Raw genomic sequence first — 17045 nt, forward strand, 5'->3', positions numbered from 1 at the left:
CGCTGGCAAGTCACGAGCTTGCCTTGCTCACTCGCCTTGCTCACCGCTCTCATCAACGTCTTCACCAGACTCACGGTTCACACGCAGGCTCAAGCCCATTCGCTTGCGGGTTGGATCGATGCGAATAATGCGTGCCTGCACCACAGCCCCTTCCGCAAGAAACTCGCGAGGATGTTGCATCGGCTCATCGCCCATTTCTGAAATATGGATCAAACCCTCGACCCCATCTTCAATGCGGGCAAACGCGCCAAATGACGTAAGCTGTGTAATAACCCCTTCAACCACCTGACCCAGTTGATAACGTTCACCGACACGGGACCAGGGTTCATGCTGTGTCCGTTTAATCGACAGCGCAATACGTTTACGCTCGTGATCAATGCTTAAGATCATCACCAGCAAGTGATCACCAACATTGAGCACCTCACCGGGATGTTTCACCCGGCTCCACGAAATTTCGGACATATGGACAAGGCCATCAGCACCACCGATATCAACAAATGCCCCGAAATCACAGACCGAGCTAATCGTCCCCTCACGCACATCACCTTCGCGCAACGATGCAAGCAATTCATCTTTCTTGCTCTCGCGCGATTCTTGCATAGCCTGGCGCTCGGAGAGGATCAGGCGATTGCGATTACGGTTCAGTTCAATCACTTTCAGCCTCAGGTCAGTATTGACCATCCGCGCCATATCAGACTGCTTCTGGGTATCGGGGCCACGACTAATGCCCGAAACCTGCGAAGCCGGAACAAAACCACGGACGCCCTCTAAATTGACGAGCAACCCACCCTTATTGTAATTCACAACCCGGGCCGAGATGACCTCGCCCTTCTCATAGGCAGCCTGAAGCAAGCGCCAGCTTCGCTCTTGACGCGCCTTATCAATCGAGAGGATTGCCCGCCCCTCTTTATCTTCAGACTGGACAACAAAGACCAGCAAAGGATCGCCGACCTGCAAAGCAGCGCGATCTTCTGCCGCCAACGATTGCATCTCGCGTGACGGAACGATTCCTTCAGCCTTTGAACCGATATCAACGAGGATTTCATCACGTTCGACACGCATGATCAGACCATCCACCGTATCGCCATATTTGAGGTTACGGTAGTCGTGAGCCGGATCATTGAGGAACTGCTCCATCAGAGCAAGATCCTCAGCCTCGAAGTCGTTGCCATTCTCAACGTGTGCGGGTGTGGGTTGTGCCTCAGACTCGGCAGCGTTCCCCTTCAATTCTTCCATGCGCCGTCCTTGAGTACACAGTGAAAGACTCTACCGAAGATGGGACAGGAAGCAGAAACAGTCGTTTGAATTATACGCCCGTACTGCACAAAGCGCAAGGGTATGCTTGCTGATCACGTACGGGCTTGTTATACTACAAGAGCAATGTGTACCCCCACCTAATCCAGCCAGAGGCTGATATGACAACGCAGGATGTGCCATCCGAAGAGACCGTTGAGCTATTCACGAACCCTAATTCGCGCTATTTCAACCGCGAGTTGAGCTGGATCGAGTTCAACCGCCGTGTGATCGAAGAGGCGTTCGATGTTCGGAACCCCCTGCTTGAACGGATAAAATTCCTGTCGATCTGGGCCTCGAATCTTGACGAATTTTTTATGATCCGCGTGAGTGGCATCAAGCAGCAAATCAGTGCGGGTGTCCAGAAATTATCACGCGATGGGGCAACGCCGACCGAACAACTCCATCATATTCGCCAGGCCTTGCTACCCCTTCTCGTTCAAGAGCGTGATCTGTTGCTCAATGATTTGCTGCCGAGTCTCCGTGAACAGCATATCCATTTATATAATTATGACAACTTAAATCGTCAGCAAAAAGACTGGTTGCGCACGTATTATCAGCAACAGATTTTTCCAGTCCTGACCCCTCTAGCCTTTGATAGCAGCCGCCCCTTCCCTTTTATCTCTAACCTGAGTCTCAATCTCGCGGTGGTCATACGTGATCGTGACAAGGGCGAACTCTTTGCCCGTGTGAAGGTGCCCGAGGTACTGCCACGCCTTATCGCTTTGCCGCAAGAGCTCTGCGAAGTGGTACACGACCAGCCGGCAGGCCGTCAGGCATGTTTTGTCTGGATCGAGCAGGCGATTGCCGCCCATCTTGATCTGCTCTTTCCCGGGGTCGAGATTGTAGAGCATTACCCGTTTCGCGTGGTACGCAATGCCGATATGGAGATCGAAGAGGACGAAGCCAACGATCTGCTCGAAACCATCGAGCAGGGGGTGCGCCAGCGGCGGTTTGGCGAGGTGGTACGCCTGACCATTGACTCGTCGATGCCTGAACGCATTGCGACGATCTTGTCGACCAATCTGAAGATCGAGTCCAATGATATTTATACCGTGCGCGGCCCCCTCGGGCTCGCCGATCTCTTCAATCTCTATCGCCTCGATCGACCAGATCTCAAGGATCCGCCCTATGTGCCGGTTGTGCCCCTTGTTTTGCAAAACAATTCCGATATCTTTGAGACGATTCGTGGCGGCGATATTCTGCTCCATCATCCCTACCACTCGTTTTCACCCGTGATTGATTTCATTCACGCCGCCGCCGAAGATCCCCATGTGCTCGCGATCAAGCAGACTCTGTATCGCGTCGGGAGTAACTCACCGATTGTGCGTGCGTTGATGCACGCTCGCGAGCTGGGCAAGCAGGTGACGGCGGTGGTCGAACTCAAGGCACGTTTTGATGAAGAGAATAATATTGTCTGGGCTAGAGCTCTTGAGCGTGCCGGCGTCCATGTGGTCTATGGTCTGGTCGGCTTGAAAGTTCATGCCAAGCTCGCGCTGGTGGTGCGGCAAGAAGCCGACCGGTTGCGTTGTTATGCGCATCTTGGTACCGGTAATTACAATGCGACCACAGCGCGCATCTATACCGACCTGGGGCTCTTTACATGCCGCGAGGATATTACCGCTGATGTTGTCGAGCTCTTCAATTCGCTGACCGCCTATGGGCGGCGTGACCAGTATCGCAAGCTGCTGGTTGCCCCGGTCACCATGCGCCATCGCCTGCTAGCGATGATTGAACGTGAAATGCAACGCCAGGCGACGACGGGCAACGGGCGGATCATTATTAAAGTCAATGCGCTGGTTGATCGCCAGATGATCGATGCGCTCTACCGTGCCTCGAAGGCTGGTGTCCAGATTGATCTCATTGTCCGCGGTATGTGTGCCCTCCGCCCTGGACTGCCCGGTGTGAGCGAGAACATCCGCGTGCGCAGCATTATCGGCCCGTTTCTTGAGCATCACCGGATCTACTATTTCGGCAATGGCGGTGAACCCGAGATCTACCTGGGCAGTGCTGATCTGATGGAGCGCAACCTTGATCGACGGGTCGAGGAACTCTTTCCCGTGGAAGATCCGGCGCTCGCCCGCTATGTTCGCAAGACGATGCTCGACACCTATCTCAATGATAATACCCGCGCCCACGTGCTCCACGCCAATGGAACCTATGAACGGCGCACTCCTGGTGAGGATGAACCAGTTGATAGTCAGGTGCCAGCATGGATGCTTGGTGAGTAGCATATCGGTGAAAGGATAGGAATGAGTCTCAAGGTACGATCCGGAGGAGGTGTCCACACTTCTCCTGGGAGTGAAGGCGTCCCGCCCTCGCACGGAACCCGAGGGCGGGACGCCCTCGCTCCCAGCCCCAGGTGGGGACAGCTACGAGTCGGATTGCTCAGCCTCGTGGTGCTTCTGGCAATGCTGCTGATGGCAACCCCAACGCAAGCGCAGGAGAGCCTTGACTGGCGCGAGCTACAAACCGACTATTTTCGGATTCTGTACCGCGCTAACGGGGAAGAGGAAGCACGCCGTTATGAGGCATGGGTCGATGTGATCTATGACGATCTGGCTGCGGCCTTCAATTATCGTACCACTCCCCCCCTCACATTGCGGCTCTATCCGGGGAGTGCCGACTACTTTGCGGTCAACCCGAGCGCACGCAATGTGCCAGGCGTGATCGCCCACGCCGACTTTCGCCTCCGCGAACTGGTCGTGATTGTCGAACGGACTGCGGCGCAGAGTGAAGAGGGGGTCAAGAATAATGTGCGCCATGAACTCACGCATATTATTGCCGCCGATCTCAGCAATAATCAGCTCAATACCGGGTTCCACGAGGGCATTGCCCAATATATGGAACGACCTGCTGATGAGCTGGAACAGCGCATCCGAGCGCTCCGTCAGGCCTATGAACGCGGCCTGTTGATGCCCTGGAGTGCATTTGACGACCGCGAGCGCATCTATGGGCAACCTGAAATTGGCTACCCACAGAGTCTCTCGGTGGTGGCGTTTCTCATTGAGCAGTACGGCTTCACGCGCATGCGTGAGTTTCTGATTCTGAGTGGACGTACACCGAGCTTTCGCGAGGCGCTGGTGCAAACCTATCAGCGTTCGGCAGCTGAACTGGAACTGGCCTGGCGCGACTGGTTACCCGAGTATCTCGAGGGGGGCTACCAGCGCAACGCACTGGTGGCGTATGATCTGAGTTTTGTGCGCAGTCTGGTCAACCAGGGCAGTTACGCCGCCGCCGAGCAGGAGTTGCGGACAACGGTCGAGTGGCTCAAGAATCATGCCGACACCCAACCAGCCACGGTGGTGGCCGAAGCCGAGGCCTTGCTTGCACGTAGTGCGCAAGGCATGCGGGCCGAACAACTGGCCGAGAGTGCGCGGCAAGCGCTGCAACAGGGGGACTACGAGCGTGCCATCCGGCTCGTTGCTGATGCCCAACACCTCTACGCCGAGTTGAATGACGCACGACAGGCCGAAGTACTGGCGATCTACGCTGCACGGGCTACGCGTGGCATGCAGGCCACCAGTGTCCTGGCTCAGGCGGTTGAGTTGACGCGCGGCTTCAACTATCCACAGGCGCATCTGCAAGCCGACCGGGCCGCCGCCGAATTTGCGGCCCTCGGTGATACGCTACGGCGGAGTAACGCCGAACGGCTCCGTGATAGCCTGGCAACGCAACAGCGCCTGGTTGGGTTCGGCTTGCTGATCCTCGGAAGCTTCGGGGTGGTGCTGAGTCTGCTTGGCTGGGCTTTTCGGCGACCTGCCGAGATCTGGTAATCATGTTCCCCTCTTCGCCCAGCTATGCTGGGCGAAGAGGGGGTGTAGAACTGATCTGTTTAGACTGGCACGCTATCGGAAGGCACGGGGAAGCCCGTGCAAAGGCTTTCGACCTCACCGGCAATGCGCGTGATCAGGGCTTCATCGGTAGCATGATGGAGTACCTGCGCAATCCAGTCGGCGATCTGCGTCATTTCGGCCTCACGCATCCCCCGCGTTGTAACAGCGGGCGTTCCGATGCGAATCCCGCTTGTCCGCACAGGCGGCTGCGGATCATCGGGGATGGCATTCTTATTGACCGTCATATGGGCACGGTCAAGGGCCTTTTGCGCCTGGGCCCCAGTAATGCCAAGTGAGGTAAGATCGAGCAGCATCAAGTGATTATCAGTACCGCCGCTGATCAGGGTCAGGCCACGGTCCATCAAGCCCGTCGCGAGGGCATGCGCATTGCGACGGATCTGGGCGGCGTAGGCTTTGAACTCGGGGCGCAGCGCCTCGCCAAAGGCGACCGCTTTGCCGGCAATGACGTGCATCAGCGGGCCACCCTGCGTACCGGGGAAGACACTTGAATTGATCACCTTCGCCAGATCTTCTTCCATCAAGATCAACCCACCCCGTGGACCACGCAGCGTCTTGTGCGTCGTGGTTGTCACCACCTGAGCGTGACCAATCGGCGAAGGATGCTCACCTGCGGCGACCAGGCCGGCGATATGGGCAATATCGGCCATCAACAAGGCCCCGACCTCATCGGCGATCTGGCGCATCCGGGCAAAATCAATCTGGCGAGGATACGCACTTGCCCCCGAGGTAATCAACTTGGGCCGCACCGTCCGGGCTTTTTGCATCAGATCATCATAATCAATCTGGCCACTAGCCAGATCAACACCATAGAAATGGACATCGTACCAGCGCCCCGAGAAATTAACGGGGCTGCCGTGGGTCAGGTGGCCGCCGTGGTCAAGGCGCATCCCGAGGATGGTATCACCGGGCTTCAAAAGAGCATTGAAGACCGCGATATTGGCCTGAGCGCCACTATGGGGTTGCACATTGGCCGCCTTGGCCCCAAACAATTCAAGGGCGCGATCAATCGCCAATTGCTCGATCTGATCAACAAACTCACAGCCACCATAGTAGCGTTTGCCAGGCAACCCCTCGGCATACTTATTGGTCAAAATCGAACCCTGGGCCTCCATCACGGCCAGACTCGTATAGTTTTCACTGGCGATCAGTTCAAGCCCTTCACGCTGACGGCGAGCCTCGTGCTCAATCGCAGCGGCAACGGCCGGATCGACCTGGCGAAGATGTTCCAGCATTGCGCTCAACTCCTTTTCTCAGGGTACAGGATACGGGCCAGGGGTACCGGCAAAGACATTCACCTGTGCCCGCGCCAAGACATCACCACGGGCATTGATATCAACGACCTCCACCGTCACCAAGCGCCCACGCTGATCAGGGATCGTCACATCAACAAAGAAACTGGCGGGCTGATCGGGTGTCCCACCAACCGCAAAAGCAAAATTGGCGATCAAACGACCACTGCCATCAATCACATTCAAGAAGAGATCGCCTTCTGACGGGAAGATCGCGGTACGACCGGCGACTTGCAACCGCGTACCAATAGTGGAGCCACTGGAAGGGCGATCAATCGTGATCTGCTGCGCACCAGTTGGGGCATAGCGGACGGAACGCTCGGTACGGGCAATGATCGCACCGGTGGTGGGATCAATTTCGGCCAATTCGAGCAAAACGCGCTCGCCATTCGGGGCACGATAGGCGAGGCGGGTGCTAAAGTTACCGGTACCGTTGGGTTGCGCAATGACGGGAATCGTCCCTCGCGCCAATTCAAAGCCATTCGGCTCATAGAAGCGATAGCGCAACGTATTGCCAGCGGGCATCCGCGTGGTGGAACCACTCACACGAATCGGACTACTGATGACGGCATTATCAGCCGGTTCACTGATCGCAATCTGCTGGCTGATTGGTGGTGGAGGCGGGGGTGGCGGTGGGATGACAAGGGCACTATCACGCACCTCGCGACCAAGCAGACCGAGCAAAATATCGAAGGGCGGGCGATTCTCGGGATGGTACTCCATGCGACGGCGCTCGAAATACTGCACCGTATAATCACGGCCATTGAGGTTCTCGACGATGAGATCAGTCACCGGATAGCCAAACCGCTCGAGGCCACCATTGCGCTGCCAATAGGTGAGGAAGCCCCCACACATATAGTAGCCCGTCTCGACAAACCCGCGGCAACCCGGCTGCGGAGGCGGGCCGAGGGGGCGGAACTGCCAAGGGCGACCCTGTTGAGCAAGCCGCTCAACACCGAGACGACCAGCGAGCACACCCTGACGTTCGCGGGAATGATCCTCAAGGCGATCGCGCTCGAACCACTGCACCGGCCCGGTCCAATTCTCAACCGTCTCGGTCTGCACTGGCGTAATCGGAAAACCAAAGACCATTAGGCCACCGTTGCGTTCCCAATACTGACGGATCGGCCCGGAGATACAGAAGCCAGTTTCAGGGAAACAGCGAGCATCGCTCTGAGCCTGGGTATTGCCAGCGGGCAACAGCGCAAGCAGAGCGGCCACGAGGACGAGCATCATCAATACACGACGCATCATACACCTCTCTTAATATCCAGCCGCCTTATCCACCAGATTCAGCAATGGTTGTCCACGTTGAAACCGCTGCACATTATCAAGGAAGAGGGCCACCTGGCGTTCGTGCATCCGCAGTGAATTGGCCGTGGCGTGAGGTGTAATCATCACATTGGGCAGGTGCCAGAGCGGGCTTGCGGGGGGCAGAGGTTCCTCGGCAAAAGTATCAAGGGCAGCGCCGGCAATACGCCCCTGTTGCAGCGCTTCGATCAACGCCTGTTCGTCAACAAGCGGGCCACGCGCCACATTAACGAGAAACGCTGACGGGCGCATCATCGCCAGCACCTCGGCATTGATCATCCCCCGTGTCTCGGGCGTCAACGGAGCCGCCACGACGACATAATCAGCTTCAGGCAAGAGGGCGTGCCAATCATTGCCCGTCACCACCCGCTCGGCATACGGTGACGGGCGGTTCGTTCGTCGGCTCCCCCAGACCCGCATGCCAAAAGCGACCGCACGTTGGGCAATAGCTTCACCGATGCCACCGATCCCAAGGATAAGCATCGTTGCGCCATACAACTCGTGCAGATCGAGCCCACGAGCCCAACGGCACTCAGCCTGTGCGGCTTGATAGGTAGGCAACTGCTTGACGCGACTCAGCAGCAGCGCAAAGACAAACTCGGCCATCGGGATCGCATGGACACCAGCGCTATTGGTAAGGATGAGATCGCGTTCAAAAATCTCTGGAACGAGCAGGTGATCAACACCTGCGCTGGGCGTATGCACCCAGCGCAGGTCGTGCGCCACCCGGATCACCTTCAGAAAGGCTTCTTGCTCGCCCCACCAGCGAAAATAGGCGACCGCCCCGGCGGGATCACCGTCAAATTCACCATCGCCATTGACCCAGACAGCGGTAAAATCATCAGTGAGCAGAGGAACGAGCAGATCCCGAATCTGGGCAGGAAGAATAAGTTTCATCAGCACAAAACCTCAACGGTCACGAGACAGCCTCTCCAGGCTTAAGGACAATGACACGCGTAGCCACACCGAACTCTTCACAGGCCGCCTCGAGGGCCTCGGGGGTACCGGTAAGGATCGGGAACGTACCAAAATGGCACGGGATGGCGTAGGGTGAACGAATCAACTTGAGGGCATAGCCAGCCTGGCGGGGATCCATCGTAAAATGATCGCCAATCGGCAGAATCGTCAGATCAGGCTTATAGAGATCGCCGATGATCTGCATATCCATCGTTGCACTTGTATCGCCGGTATGATAGACCGTGAAGCCATTGCTAAAGCGCAGCACAAAGCCAGCCGGGGTACCAAGGTTAATCAACTGACCATTCTCGAAGGCACTGCTCGAATGGTGGGCATTGGTCATCGTCACATGCACATCGGCGACTCGGATCGTCCCACCCTTATTAAAACCGATCAGTTGTTCACCAGTAATACCCTGACCCTCAAAATAATCAAGCAGATCATACTGACAGGCGATAGGAGCACCGGTACGCTGCGCAATCTCGACCAGATCGCCAATATGATCAAAATGGCCGTGGGTCACCAGGATCGCGCCCAAATTCTCGGTAACCCGAGCCTTGGTAACTTCTGGACAGACAGGATTCGCGGCGACCCAGGGGTCAATTAAAACACCTTTGCCTTCAGGTGTCTTCAGGTGAAACGTACCGTGGCCGACCCAGGTAATCGTTACATCTTTCCCGAGGATGGTCACTTGTTACCTCCTTATTCCATTGCTTACCGATCGCGTATGTGACGATCGTAGATGCTGTACGAGCATACAGGGCTACTCACGCTACCCGCATGCAGTATAACATAAGGCGCAGAGGGCGAACACGAGGGGGGAAGTGACCTAAACACCCTTTGCGCCTTTGCGTCTTTGCGTCAAATCATCAGAACCCCACCAGCACGCCGCCCAATCACATAACACCGCCCGCCTTCCCTGGCAATGTCGGTGAGCAGGTAGCGCCCCTCGGTAAAGCCGAGGTACTCGGTCAAGATGGTATCGGTGACGGTGCGCCAGCGCAAGGCAAGAGCAAGATCGGTGTGTTGCATTGTCGTCCAGTCGGCGGGAATTTCGATGGCAATGGCCGCAGCGTTGCCCGGGGTGGCGATGGGGGTGAACCCGTCGTTGAGAATAGCAAGGTCGGGGAAGTCGGTCAGCGCGGCGACGGCTGAACGCTCTGGGTGATCAACGAGACCACCTTGCCCATGGGCTGAGCGGGGTAACCAGACGAGGCCGAGCCGCGAGGCGGGCACGAGATTCAAGCTGTTCCGAAAGGGGTAGTAGGCTGGATAACAGGCCCCGGCGACCGCTCGCAGGCGCCCAAAGTTGAGCCTGGCATTGCCAAATTGGAGGGGATCGACGGTCCAGTGGATCAGGTCAAGCCCCTGGGCCAGCACCTGCCGGGCCTGGTAACGCTTGAGCATGACGGCAAGGCCCATCCGCCGTACCTCGGGCGCAATGCCCATCACCTGCGATTCGACGGCGAGATCGTGACGGTATGGCAGATCGACGTGCTTCAGGGCAGCTAGGCCAAAGCGGTAAAAGCCAAGCAGGAAGCCAACGACCCGATGTTCATAGCGTGCCACCAGCGAGGTGGCGGGCTGAAACGATGAACTGTGCAGATCATCCGGGTAACGCGCTGCCGCTGAGCCACCCCAGATTGCCTCGTGCAACCCACGGATCGCGGCGAGTTCGTGGGGTTCTGGGACGCCGAGGTCAAAGGGGCCATCAAGATGGTGCGAAGGAACCCCACGCGAGGGGCGAGTGGGATCATGCCAGATGAGACGATCAGGGGCAAGCAGCGCCTCGATCTCCCCCCGCGCAAGCGCGCCCGGATCAGGCATCCGTGCCGTATAGAGACGCTGACCCTCGTGCAGGCCACGCGGGAAGAGCAGGGCATATGCGCCGTTCGCCTGGTTTATGAGCAAGCGCCCGCCCATCCTGGCAAAGGTCGTTTTGACAAAATAATCAGGGAGCAACTGACCAGCAGATGGATCGGCCTCGGCATAGAGTGTGTCGATCAGGGTTGACCAGGTGGTGGCCTCAGGCTCAACCAAGTGCCAGGTGGTGCGCATCAGGCTTCACTGCTCCGCCGACGACGCCCAAGAATTTTGCCCGAACCACCGACACTGAGGATCGAACCGGCACTGCCGATGCTCAAGATCGAACCGGCACTGCCCACGCTCAAGATCGAACCGGCGCTACCAATGCTCAAGATCGAGCCAGTGCTAAAGGCACTCAAGATTGACCACGAACTAAACGCACTGATAATTGACCAGGCGCTAAAGGCACTGAGGATTGACCACGTACTGAAAGCACTGCGGATCCCATCGCGGAGTGAAGAACGCTGCATTGATCTACCTCGCTGATGTCATATGCTATACTCACCCTATTCTATCGCGAACAAGACGGAGTTGTGATGTCAATCCTGCCCTCTGACGTACTTGAGGCTGCGCTCAAGCGTCGTGATGAACTCTTGACCCTGGCCGAGACGCTGGTTGCCTATGATACCCCAAGTGGCGACAAAGTGCGCTGTGATGCGCTGGCCGATGAACTGGCCGCAAGGTATGCCACCCTGGGAACCGTTGAGCGCATAAACAACCCCCAGGGCGGCGACCACCTGCGCATTCGGGTCGCCGCGCCTGGCGTCACCAGCGAGGTGAAACCTGCCTTGATCCTCTGCCACTACGATACCGTCTGGTCAGCCGGAACCGTTGCCCAACGCCCGATGTATGTCGAAGGCGACCGCGCCTTTGGGCCAGGTCTTTATGATATGAAGATCAGCCTCGCGATGGCTGAGCTTGCCCTGCACTTAATCAAGGAGCATGCATGGCAACTGGCACGTCCAGTCATTCTGTTGCTGACCTCCGACGAAGAGATTGGTAGTCCAACGTCGCGGGACTTGATTGAAACGACTGCCCGTGAGTGCAATCACGTCCTGGTGCTTGAACCACCTGTCGAGCCCGACGGCGAGCTCAAGACGGCCCGCAAGGGCATCGGGATGTTCAATGTGACCATCACGGGACGGGCAGCGCATGCGGGCGTTGAGCCAGAAAAGGGGACGAGTGCGATCAGCGAACTTGCCTACCAGATCCTGGCGATCCACGCGCTCGCCGATCACGCTGCAGGAACGACGACCAATGTTGGCATTGTACAGGGAGGGACGCGGCGCAATGTGGTGCCCGCCGAGGCTCGTATGGAAGTGGACGCCCGCGTCTGGACAAGCGCCGAGGCACGTCGCCTGGAGCAGGCCTTCCAGAACTTGCGGCCTGTGACCCCCGGGGTGCAAGTCGAAGCCACAGGGAGTTTCAGCCGACCGCCGATGGAACGCACCCCGGCCTCACGCCAACTCTTTGCCGAAGCACGCCATCTTGGGGCCGCCCTGGAATTGAACCTCGGCGAAGGTGCAACGGGTGGCGGCAGCGATGGAAACTTCACCGCAGCCCTGGGCATTGCGACGCTCGATGGCCTGGGTGCCCCGGGCGCAGGGGCCCATGCCGAACACGAACAGATTAGCATCTCAGGGGCACTCGAACGCATGGCGTTGTTGATTATGCTGTTGACTCACATGTAGAAATAAACCATACAAACTTTGCGCCTTTGCGTCTTTGCGTCAAAAAAGGCCTTCTTTGCAAGGTCTTGGAACTAGATCCCTTCTCTCCGCGTCTGATCTATAAAGAGGCGTCGTGCCTACCAACACGTTTCAGTTCAGCAGGGGAGTATCACTATGCGATCGCCCATATTCATCACCATGTTGATCATCATGTTTGCCCTCGCTGGTTGTGGCGGGCAGACTGTTTCGTCTGAGTTTGAGACCATCAATGAATCGCTTATCGTAGGTAGCGCAGATAGCGGGGCCCCGATGGGCATGCCACCTGCGGCTGCCGAGCGTGGCATGGCTGATGCAGCTACAGCCCAGGAGATCGGTGCGCCGCTCCCTTCTGGCGAACGTTTGGTGATCAAGAACGGGTCGCTTTCACTCCAGGTTGAGCAGGTTTCCGAGGTAGAGGCACACATTCGCACCCTTGCCGAGCAACAGGGTGGGTATATTGTCAGCATTTCGACGAGCGGAAGTGAGGAAAATCTCTCATCTTCGATTACCCTGCGGGTTCCCGAAAATCGCTTTGATGAGACGCTGACGGCCATCGAGGGGTTGGCCCTGAAGATCTTTTCGCGTAGCGTCAGTGGCGATGATGTCACCGAAGAGTTTGTTGACCTCGAGTCGCGTCTGCGCACCCTTGAGGCCACACAGGATCGACTACTCGAACTGCTCACCCGCGCCGAAGATGTCGAGGCAGCCCTGCAGGTCAACTACGCTCTGCGCGATATTCAGAGCGAGATCGAACAGATTATGGGCCGGATGAAGTATCTGCAGCAGAGTGCAGCGATGTCAACGCTCTTTGTTGATCTGCGCCCAGTGCCACCACCACCTACGATTGTTGAAGAGGGCCAGTGGCAACCATTACGCGTCGCCCAGACGGCCCTGCGCGACCTCGTCATCTTTGGGCAGGGCCTGCTGAACTTTGGCATTGTGCTGCTCATCTGGAGCCCGCTCTGGTTGCCGCTGCTGCTGATCGTGCGCTGGGGATGGGGGCGGCTCCGTTCACGCCCACGCAAAGCTCCAGCAGCCAAAGCGACCGCCGGAACGCCGACGGGTCAGGGCGAGTGATGGTTGAAAGCACGTACGGCCAGCGTCTGCTGGCCGTACGCTTTGTTTGAGGTGACAAGGATGATCGCGGCTTACGCCTCGACGCGCACCCCACGCCAGAAGGCGACGTACCCAGCGATCTCTTTGGCGGCATCTTTGGGTTGTGGGTAATACCAGGCCGCATCCTTGTTGGTAGACCCATCAACAACGACGTTATAATAACTCGCCGTGCCCTTCCAACCACACACCGTATGGTGTGAACTCTCGCTCAGATACTCTTGCTTCACCGCCTCGGGGGGGAAGTAGTGATTGCCTTCGACCATGCGGGTTGCCTCACTCTCTGCAATGACAACCCCATTCCAGATTGCACGTGCCATAGGTCTTTTTTCCTTCAATATACTCGGGGTGTCGCCCCGCATTATCTTCTCCTTGCTGACAAAAAAGCCAACAAAAGTAGTATAACATCGTTTGCATGGCGTATAATGGAAACATGAAACACTACGTGCTTTTGCTGATCTTCACGCTTATCCTGGTGGGGTGCGGGCGGGCCGAGACCACTGCGTTGCCCCCTGATCTCCTTGAGGGGAGCACGGCCATTATTGCCGTCGAGAGCCGTTTGCTTGATCGGGGCAGTGGCAAACTCGTTGAGGGAGATCGTGCACCTGATTTTAGTTTTACGCTGCCTGATGGAACAACGCAACGCCTCAGCGATCTGCAGGGGCGTCCGGTCGTACTGAATTTCTGGGCCTCGTGGTGCCTGCCGTGCATCGAGGAAATGCCAGCCATCGAGCAGGTCTACCAGGACGCCGAGGGCGATCTGGTCGTTCTGGCGGTCAATCGCAACGAACTACCCGCCGCGATTGCGCGCTTTGCCAACACTGTTGAGGTAAGCTTCCCGCTGATTGCCGATGTCACCGGGACGATTGGCACGCGCTACAGCATCACGAGCCTACCCGTAACCTATTTTATCAATCGCGATGGGACAATTCGCGCCCGTCATATTGGTGCGCTCTCTGAAACAATGCTTGCCGAGCGTATCCAGGCTTTGGAATGAAGAAGACACATCCTGACCACCTGAACGATCCCCTCGAGGCCGTCGCTCTGCCAGGCGAACTGCGCACCGAACGGCCATGGATCTGGCTGTTCGGGGCTTTTTTTGGGGCGCTGATGCTTGCGCTCTTCTTCTGGCCAAGTGCGCCGCTTGAGTGGAAGATGTATGCGGTGGTACACGGAGTCTGTGCGCAGCAGCATAATATTTTTTTTGGCCACCTGCAATTTCCGATCTGTGCGCGGAATGCCGGGATCTATAGCAGCTTTCTGCTCACCCTGGTCTATCTTTATGCGATCGGGCGTGGGCGCGCTGGTGGTATCCCGCCGCTGCCGATCAGCCTGACGCTCATTGCCTTTGTGCTGATTATGGCTGCTGACGGCTTCAACTCGTTCTGGCTCGATCTCGGGCGCACCAACCTGTACACGCCTGACAATCGTCTGCGTACGATCACCGGCATGGGCATGGGCATCTCGATTGCGGTGATGATGCACCTGATCCTGAACAATTCATTGCGCAAAGATGTTGACAGCAATCAGCCAATTCTCACCAACTGGTTCGAGCTTGTAGGCATTATCGGGGTCAATTTTGTAGCTCTGGTTGGCATCTATAGCAACCTGAGCCTGATGTTCTGGCCGCTCGCCTTCATTGCCTTCTTTGGATTAACGGGTGTGCTCTATCTTGTCAGTCTCTTGCTGACCAGCCTGGTACTTGGCTATGAAGGGCGGGTGACTCACCTCACCCAACTCGCTCGTCCGGCGACGATCGCGCTGGTACCAACCCTGCTGATTCTGGGCACGATGGCCTCGTTCCGCTTCTGGATCGAATCGCTGGGCTTCATGTAAGAGGCTGCCTGAAAAGTCGACGGGTTGCTCCGGAGTGCCGGCTTTAGCCGGCTAAAGCCGGCACTCCAACGATCCTGACACGCTTTTCAGACAGCCTCTAAACAAGCGAGGGCTTGCTGAAGATCGGCCAGAAGATCATCAATGGCCTCAATGCCAAGCGAGAGCCGAACAAGGCCATCGGTAATGCCACGCTCAGCGCGTTGTTCGGGGGTCAGTTCGCGATGGGAAGCAAGCGCCGGCACGCTCACCAGGCTATAGAGATCACCAAGGGTTGTCGCGGGCAAAAAGAGCCGGAGCGCGTCGACAAAACGAGGAAGCGCCGTACGATCGGCAAGTTCAAAACTCACGAGGCCACCAAAGCGCCCGCCAAAAGCCGCCGCCGCCAATGCGTGGCCGGGATGCGCGGCAAGCCCCGGGTAATAGACGTGCGCCACGGCTGGATGCGTGGTGAGATAGGCGGCGACCTGGGCCGCATTGGCACACTGGCGTTCCATCCGCAGGGCCAGCGTCTTCATCCCGCGCTGCAGTTGCTGGGCCTCGTATGGGCCAAGGGTCGCCCCAAGCAGCCGTGACTGCTGCACCAGGGTTACGTGGAGCAGGCCAGTACGGGCGGCAACAATGCCGCCGGCAGCATCGCCGTGCCCGCCAAGATACTTGGTTGCACTATGCACCACCAGATCAACCCCGAGGGTCAGTGGACGTTGCAGCACCGGCGTCACCAGGGTCGCATCAATCACCAGACGCGCACCACACGTGCGGCACTGCTCCACCAATTTCGCCAGGTCAAGCACATGCAAAAGCGGATTTGAGAGCGATTCGGCCAAAACAACGGCAGGTGCATACGCTTGCATCGCCGCAGCGGTAGCCTGGGCATCGCAGAGATCTACATAGTGAACCTGGGCTCCACGCGCCCGAAACAACTCTTCGAGCAAGACAGTCGTCGAGCCATAGAGATCGCGAGCGGCCAGGATTGACGTCGGGCGAGGTGCCGTCTCGCCCCGGGGGGTCGAGGCTGCCAGCAGCGCCGCATGCAATGCCGCCATACCCGAGCTATAAGCCACCGCACCACGCGCCGCCTCGGCCTGGGCCAGGGCCTGCTCGAACGCAGCCACCGTCGGATTGCCATAGCGCGTATAGAAGTACCCCTCACCGGAGACAAAGGCAGCATCTAGCTCGTCCAGCGTCGGATAAAGATAGGTCGTCGAGGTATAGATCGGCGTCACTGTTGGCGTCGCCACCGGTGGAGCGGTGCGTTCGCCGGCATGCACCAGGCTCGTCTCGAGGTGCCAGGAGGCTTGATCCTGCTGCTCGCTCATGAATAGACTCCTCATATGCGAAAGCCCGGAGGTGCATTGCACTTCCGGGCTACTTGCGCCTGACGAGTGATCAGCTAGTAGCGATCGCGCCGACCACCACCACCACTACCGCCACCATACCCACCCCGGCTGCCGCCGCCGCCGCCGCCACCTGAGCTACGGCCACGCGCGGGCTTATCTTCAGCCTGATTGACGCGCAGATTGCGACCATCAACCTCGTGACCATCAGTGGCCCGGATCAACTCACCAATATCGGCGGCTTCCATCTCGACAAAACCAAAGCCACGCGACCGGCCAGTATCACGGTCGGTGATCACACGAGCACTCTGAACTTCACCGTGGGCACCAAAAATTTGGTTCAGCTCGGCGTCGCCAACACTCCACGGCAAATTACCAACAAACAACTTGACTTGCATTCCAACACTCCTCTGCGCAGGTACGCAGGATTCAGGGATGGCGACAGCAGCGCTGTCTCCGCTACAGTGAACCGATCGAACT

Annotated in this window: 16 protein-coding genes; 6 read left to right on the plus strand and 10 right to left on the minus strand. The window is 57.7% G+C overall.

Annotated elements, in window-relative coordinates; all coding sequences use genetic code 11:
• Positions 1 to 27: 27 nt before the first annotated feature.
• A complete protein-coding gene (gene rpsA, locus EYB53_RS09885) occupies positions 28 to 1236 on the minus strand; it encodes a 30S ribosomal protein S1 (RefSeq protein ID WP_135478027.1) in 1209 nt (402 codons plus the stop codon).
• A 179-nt stretch (positions 1237 to 1415) separates the two neighbouring features.
• Between rpsA and ppk1 the strand changes: the two genes are divergently transcribed.
• Positions 1416 to 3524 carry a polyphosphate kinase 1 gene (gene ppk1 / locus EYB53_RS09890; protein WP_135478028.1) on the plus strand — a complete coding sequence of 703 codons (2109 nt, stop codon included), beginning with the start codon at positions 1416 to 1418 and terminating at the stop codon, positions 3522 to 3524.
• Between the two features lie 180 nt (positions 3525 to 3704).
• A complete protein-coding gene (locus EYB53_RS09895) occupies positions 3705 to 5069 on the plus strand; it encodes a peptidase MA family metallohydrolase (protein WP_135478029.1) in 1365 nt (454 codons plus the stop codon).
• A 59-nt stretch (positions 5070 to 5128) separates the two neighbouring features.
• Here the strand turns inward: EYB53_RS09895 and glyA are convergent, their stop codons facing one another.
• From glyA to EYB53_RS09925, 6 genes are all read right to left on the minus strand, one after another.
• On the minus strand, positions 5129 to 6382 hold the full coding sequence (glyA, locus tag EYB53_RS09900) for a serine hydroxymethyltransferase (protein ID WP_135478030.1): 1254 nt from the start codon (positions 6380 to 6382) through the stop codon (positions 5129 to 5131).
• A gap of 18 nt (positions 6383 to 6400) precedes the next feature.
• Positions 6401 to 7693, minus strand: coding sequence for a Gmad2 immunoglobulin-like domain-containing protein (locus EYB53_RS09905; protein WP_135478031.1), 1293 nt, complete (start codon positions 7691 to 7693; stop codon positions 6401 to 6403).
• A 9-nt stretch (positions 7694 to 7702) separates the two neighbouring features.
• Complete coding sequence (locus tag EYB53_RS09910) at positions 7703 to 8647, minus strand: D-2-hydroxyacid dehydrogenase (RefSeq protein ID WP_135478032.1); 945 nt, start codon at positions 8645 to 8647, stop codon at positions 7703 to 7705.
• 19 nt (positions 8648 to 8666) lie between these two features.
• Positions 8667 to 9398, minus strand: coding sequence for a metal-dependent hydrolase (locus EYB53_RS09915; RefSeq protein ID WP_135478033.1), 732 nt, complete (start codon positions 9396 to 9398; stop codon positions 8667 to 8669).
• 170 nt (positions 9399 to 9568) lie between these two features.
• Positions 9569 to 10765, minus strand: coding sequence for a GNAT family N-acetyltransferase (locus tag EYB53_RS09920; RefSeq protein WP_135478034.1), 1197 nt, complete (start codon positions 10763 to 10765; stop codon positions 9569 to 9571).
• The gene (locus EYB53_RS09925; RefSeq protein ID WP_205712622.1) at positions 10765 to 11043 is read right to left on the minus strand and encodes a hypothetical protein; all 279 of its coding nucleotides are present in this window, start codon (positions 11041 to 11043) and stop codon (positions 10765 to 10767) included. Before EYB53_RS09925 ends, EYB53_RS09920 begins: the two co-directional genes overlap by 1 nt.
• Positions 11044 to 11109: 66 nt before the next feature.
• Between EYB53_RS09925 and EYB53_RS09930 the strand changes: the two genes are divergently transcribed.
• Together EYB53_RS09930 and EYB53_RS09935 are read left to right on the plus strand one after the other, a co-directional pair.
• Complete coding sequence (locus EYB53_RS09930) at positions 11110 to 12264, plus strand: M20 family metallopeptidase (protein ID WP_135478035.1); 1155 nt, start codon at positions 11110 to 11112, stop codon at positions 12262 to 12264.
• Positions 12265 to 12417: 153 nt separating this feature from the next.
• Entirely contained in the window at positions 12418 to 13359 is a 942-nt protein-coding gene (locus tag EYB53_RS09935; RefSeq protein ID WP_135478036.1) for a DUF4349 domain-containing protein, read from the plus strand.
• Positions 13360 to 13430: 71 nt separating this feature from the next.
• Here EYB53_RS09935 and EYB53_RS09940 read toward each other — a convergent pair whose 3' ends face one another.
• A complete protein-coding gene (locus EYB53_RS09940) occupies positions 13431 to 13715 on the minus strand; it encodes a DUF427 domain-containing protein (protein WP_135478037.1) in 285 nt (94 codons plus the stop codon).
• 113 nt (positions 13716 to 13828) lie between these two features.
• Between EYB53_RS09940 and EYB53_RS09945 the strand changes: the two genes are divergently transcribed.
• Complete coding sequence (locus EYB53_RS09945) at positions 13829 to 14392, plus strand: TlpA family protein disulfide reductase (protein ID WP_135478038.1); 564 nt, start codon at positions 13829 to 13831, stop codon at positions 14390 to 14392.
• The gene (locus EYB53_RS09950) at positions 14389 to 15231 is read left to right on the plus strand and encodes a DUF2085 domain-containing protein (protein ID WP_135478039.1); all 843 of its coding nucleotides are present in this window, start codon (positions 14389 to 14391) and stop codon (positions 15229 to 15231) included. Before EYB53_RS09945 ends, EYB53_RS09950 begins: the two co-directional genes overlap by 4 nt.
• Positions 15232 to 15317: 86 nt before the next feature.
• Here the strand turns inward: EYB53_RS09950 and EYB53_RS09955 are convergent, their stop codons facing one another.
• A complete protein-coding gene (locus tag EYB53_RS09955; protein WP_135478040.1) occupies positions 15318 to 16547 on the minus strand; it encodes a trans-sulfuration enzyme family protein in 1230 nt (409 codons plus the stop codon).
• Positions 16548 to 16621: 74 nt separating this feature from the next.
• Positions 16622 to 16963, minus strand: coding sequence for an RNA recognition motif domain-containing protein (locus EYB53_RS09960; protein WP_135478041.1), 342 nt, complete (start codon positions 16961 to 16963; stop codon positions 16622 to 16624).
• Positions 16964 to 17045: the final 82 nt, after the last annotated feature.

The organism is Candidatus Chloroploca mongolica (assembly GCF_004762035.2).
In the GTDB taxonomy this organism is placed as follows: Bacteria; Chloroflexota; Chloroflexia; order Chloroflexales; family Chloroflexaceae; genus Chloroploca; species Chloroploca mongolica.